2 protein-coding genes are annotated in these 4,811 nt (G+C 74.0%); both read left to right on the top strand.

Annotation, left to right across the window (positions count from 1 at the left end):
* A partial coding sequence (locus tag ACWEQG_RS38930; protein WP_452292663.1) for a type I polyketide synthase occupies positions 1-3,924 on the top strand: 3,924 nt, incomplete at its 5' end.
* Positions 3,925-3,930: 6 nt separating this feature from the next.
* Positions 3,931-4,811, top strand: an 881-nt coding sequence (locus ACWEQG_RS38935; protein WP_452292665.1) for a beta-ketoacyl synthase N-terminal-like domain-containing protein, incomplete at its 3' end; no start/stop codon positions are given.

Below are 4,811 nucleotides of genomic sequence, written 5' to 3' on the forward strand. Positions count from 1 at the left end.
CAAGCCAACTACGCCGCCGCCAACACCTTCCACGACGCCCTCGCCCACCACCGCCACACCACAGGCCAACCCGCCACCAGCCTCGCCTGGGGACTATGGGCCCACACCAGCACCCTCACCACCACCCTCACCCAGACCGACCTGAAGCGGCTGGCCAGGCTCGGCGTGCACCCCCTCGCCTCCGACCACGCCCTCGCCCTGTTCGACGCGGCCGTCTTCGGCTCCGCCGGGCAGCCTCCGGTGCTCGTGCCGGCGCGGCTGAACACGGCGTCCGACGCCCCGCCCGCCCTGCTCCGCCGCCTCGTCTCCCCCCGCCGACCGGCCGTGCGGGCGGTCGCGGGGCAGGACGCCCCGCTCGCCGCCCGCCTCGCGGGGCTCGACGCGAGGAAGCGGAGCGAGGCGCTGCTCGACCTGGTCCGCACCGAAGTCGCCACCGTCCTCACCCACCCCGACCCCCACACCATCCCCGCCGACCGCCCCCTCATCGAACTCGGCCTCGACTCCCTCACCGCCGTCGAACTCCGCAACCGCCTCACCACCACCACAACCCTCCGCCTCCCCGCCACCCTCACCTTCGACCACCCCACCCCCCACGCCATCGCCGGCTTCCTGGACGGCCTGCTCGGGGGCGAACGGACGGAGACCACCGCCGTACGGACCGAGACGGCCGCGGCCGGACCGCTCGCGGACGACCCGGTCGTCATCGTCGGCATGGCCTGCCGGCTTCCCGGGGGCATCGAGTCGCCGGAGGCGCTCTGGCGGCTGGTGGAGAACGGCGGCGACGCGGTGTCGGAGTTTCCCGCCGACCGTGGCTGGGACCTCGAAGCGCTCTACGACCCCGATCCGGACCACCCCGGCACCTCCTACACCCGCCAGGGCGGGTTCCTGCGGGACGTCGCCGACTTCGACCCCGCCTTCTTCGGCATCTCTCCGCGCGAGGCGCTCGCGATGGACCCGCAGCAGCGGCTCCTCCTCGAAGTGGCGTGGGAGGCGTTCGAACGGGCCGGGATCGACCCGCAACGGCTCAGGGGCAGCCGTACCGGGGTCTTCGCCGGCGTGATGTACCACGACTACGCGCCCCGGCTGCAGGAGATCCCCGGTGACCTGGAGGGATATCTCATCAACGGCAGCGCGGGCAGCATCGCCTCGGGACGGGTCGCGTACACCTTCGGCTTCGAGGGCCCGGCGGTGACGGTGGACACCGCCTGCTCGTCGTCTCTGGTCGCTCTGCACCTGGCCGCCCAGTCGCTGCGTACGGGCGAGTCCGACCTCGCGCTCGCGGGCGGCGTGGCGGTGATGTCGTCGCCCGCCACGTTCGTCGAGTACTCCCGGCAGCGGGCGCTGTCCGCGGACGGGCGGTGCAAGGCGTTCTCCTCCTCCGCGGACGGCACCGGCTGGGGGGAGGGCGTCAGCCTGCTGCTCCTCGAACGCCTGTCGGACGCGCGCAGGAACGGTCACCCCGTGCTCGCGGTCGTCCGGGGCTCGGCCGTCAATCAGGACGGCGCGTCCAACGGCCTCACCGCCCCGAGCGGGCCGTCCCAGCAGCGGGTCATCCGCCAGGCCCTCGCCAACGCCGGGCTGTCCGCGGATGACGTGGGCGCGGTCGAGGCGCACGGCACCGGCACCACCCTCGGCGACCCCATCGAGGCGCAGGCGCTGCTGGCCACGTACGGCCAGGAGCGTCCGGCCGGCCGCCCGCTGTGGCTGGGCTCGCTGAAGTCGAACATCGCGCACACCCAGGCCGCGGCGGGCGGGGCCGGAGTGATCAAGATGATCATGGCGATGCGCAACGGCCTGCTGCCGAAGACGCTGCACATCGACGAGCCGAGCCCCCACGTGGACTGGTCGAGCGGCGCGGTGCGCCTGCTGGACGAGGCGCGGCCCTGGCCGGAGACCGGCCGCCCGAGACGGGCGGGGGTGTCGTCCTTCGGGGTCAGCGGCACGAACGCCCACGTGATCCTGGAGCAGCCGCCCGCCGCCGGGGAGCCGGCCAGGAACACGCCGGCGGCGCCGCCCGCCGTGCCGTGGGTGCTGTCGGGGCACCTGCCCGAGGCGCTGCGTGGGCAGGCCGTCGGCCTCGCCACCTACCTGGAAGGGCGGGCGGACCTCGACCCCGTCGACGTGGCGCACTCCCTCGTCTCGGCCAGGGCGCTGTTCGCCGAGCGCGCCGTGGTGGTCGCGCCGGGCGGTGCCGATCTGCCCGCCGGGCTGTCCGCCGGCCTGGCCGCGCTGACCCGCGGGGGCGCGCTGCCCGACCACGTCGTACGCGGCACGGCCGACGTGACCGGCAAGGTCGTGTTCGTCTTCCCCGGTCAGGGCGGGCAGTGGCCCGGCATGGCCGCCGGGCTGCTGGAGACGGAGCCGGTGTTCGCGGAGCGGCTCGCCGAGTGCGGCCGGGCGCTGGCCGAGTTCGTCGACTGGTCGCTCCTCGACGTGGTGCGCGGTGTGCCCGGCGCGCCGGGGCTCGACCGGGTCGACGTGGTGCAGCCGGTGTTGTGGGCCGTCATGATCTCGCTCGCCGAGCTGTGGCAGGCGTACGGGGTCCGTCCGGACGCGGTGGTCGGCCACTCCCAGGGGGAGATCGCCGCGGCCGTGGTCGCGGGGGCGCTGTCACTGCGCGACGCCGCCCGCGTGGTGGCCCTGCGCAGCCAGGCCATCCGGACCCTGTCGGGCGACGGCGGGATGGCGTCGGTGGCCCTGCCTCTGGAGGAGGCCGAGGCCAGGATCGCGGTCTGGAACGGCCGGTTGTCGGTCGGAGTCGTCAACGGGCCCGGCAGCGTCGTGGTGTCCGGCGAGGTGGACGCGCTGACCGACCTGCTGGCCCGGCTCGACGCGGAAGGGGTGCGCAACCGGCGGATCCCCGTCGACTACGCCTCGCATTCGGCTCAGGTCGAACTCATCTATGACGAGCTGGTCAAGGCGCTGTCCCCCATCGCCGCCGGGGACCTGACGGTGCCCATGCTGTCGACCGTCACCGGCGACTGGGTCGGCCCCGCGGAGCTCGACGCGGAATACTGGTACGCCAACCTGCGCCGGCCCGTGCTGTTCGAGGCCGTCACCCGGGCGCTCGCGGCCGCGGGGCACGGCGCGTTCATCGAGATCAGCCCGCACCCGGTGCTGACGTCGAGCATCGAGGACACCCTCGACGCCGCGGGCGCCGGGCCCACGCTGGTCACCGGCACGCTCCGGCGCGACCAGGGCGCGCCGGAGCGCTTCCTCGTCTCGCTCGCCGAGGCGTTCGTGCGCGGCGTGCCGGTCGACTGGTCCGTCGCCCTCAGCGTCGACTCCGCCGGGGTCGGACCACGCCGCGTCGACCTGCCCACCTACGCCTTCCAGCGCACGCGCTACTGGCTCGACGCCTCCCGGGCGTCCACCGTGGGCGGGGCGGCGGGGGACGGCGTTCCCGGCACCCCCGCACCGGTGGGGCGGTTCGCCGGGCTCGACCCGGCGGAGCGCCGCGACGCGGTGCTCGACCTGGTCCGTACGGAGGTCGCCGCGGTGCTGCGGCACGCCGACGGGGAGGCGATCGCGCCCACGAGGGCCTTCAAGGAGCTGGGTCTCGACTCGCTGACCGCGGTGGACCTGCGCAACCGGCTCCGGGCGGCCACCGGGCTGCCCCTGCCGACCACGTTGATCTTCGACCATCCCTCGCCCGTCGCGGTGGCCGAGCACATCCTCTCGGTCCTGGACGACGCCGAGACGGACGGCGAGGGCGAACCGGCGGGCGATCCGCTGACCGTGCTGCGGCGGCTCGAGGCGAGCCTGCTCGCCGAGCCGGACGGCCGTGGCGAGGTCGTGTCCCGGCTCCGCGCCCTGCTGGCACGCTTCGACACCCCCACCGGCGTGGGGGACGACCCGGACGACGAGCTCGACCTCGACTCCGCCACCGACGACGAACTCTTCGACCTCCTGGACAGGGGCTGATTTCCAATGGCGAACGACGAAAAGCTGCGCGAATACCTCAAGCGTTCGATCGCGGAGACCAAGCAGGCGGAGCGGCGGCTACGTCAGATCGAGGCGAAGTCGCGCGAGCCGATCGCGATCGTGGGGATGGGCTGTCGCCTGCCCGGCGGGGTGGCCTCACCGGAGGACCTGTGGGACCTGGTCGCCGAAGGCCGCGACGCCGTCACCGAGTTCCCCGCCGACCGCGGCTGGAACCTGGACTCCCTGTACCACCCCGACCCCGACCACCCCGGCACCTCCTACACCCGCCACGGCGGCTTCCTCGACGACGTCGCCGGCTTCGACGCCGACTTCTTCGGCATCTCCCGCCGCGAAGCCCTCGCCAGCGACCCCCAGCAACGCCTCCTGCTCGAAGTCGCCTGGGAAACCTTCGAACGCGCCAGCATCGACCCCGCCCACCTCAAGGGCAGCCGCACGGCGGTGTACGCGGGGGTCGCCGACCGCACGTACGGCTCCCGGCTGCCACAGGTGCCCGACGACCTGGAGGGATACCTCGCGATCGGCAATCTGGGCAGCGTGCTGTCGGGACGGATCGCCTACACCTTCGGGTTCGAGGGCCCGGCGGTGACGGTGGACACGGCCTGCTCGTCGTCGCTGGTCGCCCTGCATCTGGCCGTTCAGGCGCTGCGTACGGGGGAATGCGACCTCGCGCTCGCGGGCGGGGTGACGGTGATGGCGAGCCCCATCGGATTCACCGAGTTCTCGCGGCAGCGAGGGCTGTCCGTGGACGGGCGGTGTAAGGCGTTCTCGTCGTCGGCGGACGGCACGGGCTGGGCCGAGGGCGTCGGGCTGCTGCTGGTCGAGCGCCTGTCCGACGCCCGCCGCCTGGGGCATCGGGTGCTGGCCGT

The organism is Microbispora sp. NPDC004025 (assembly GCF_053604425.1).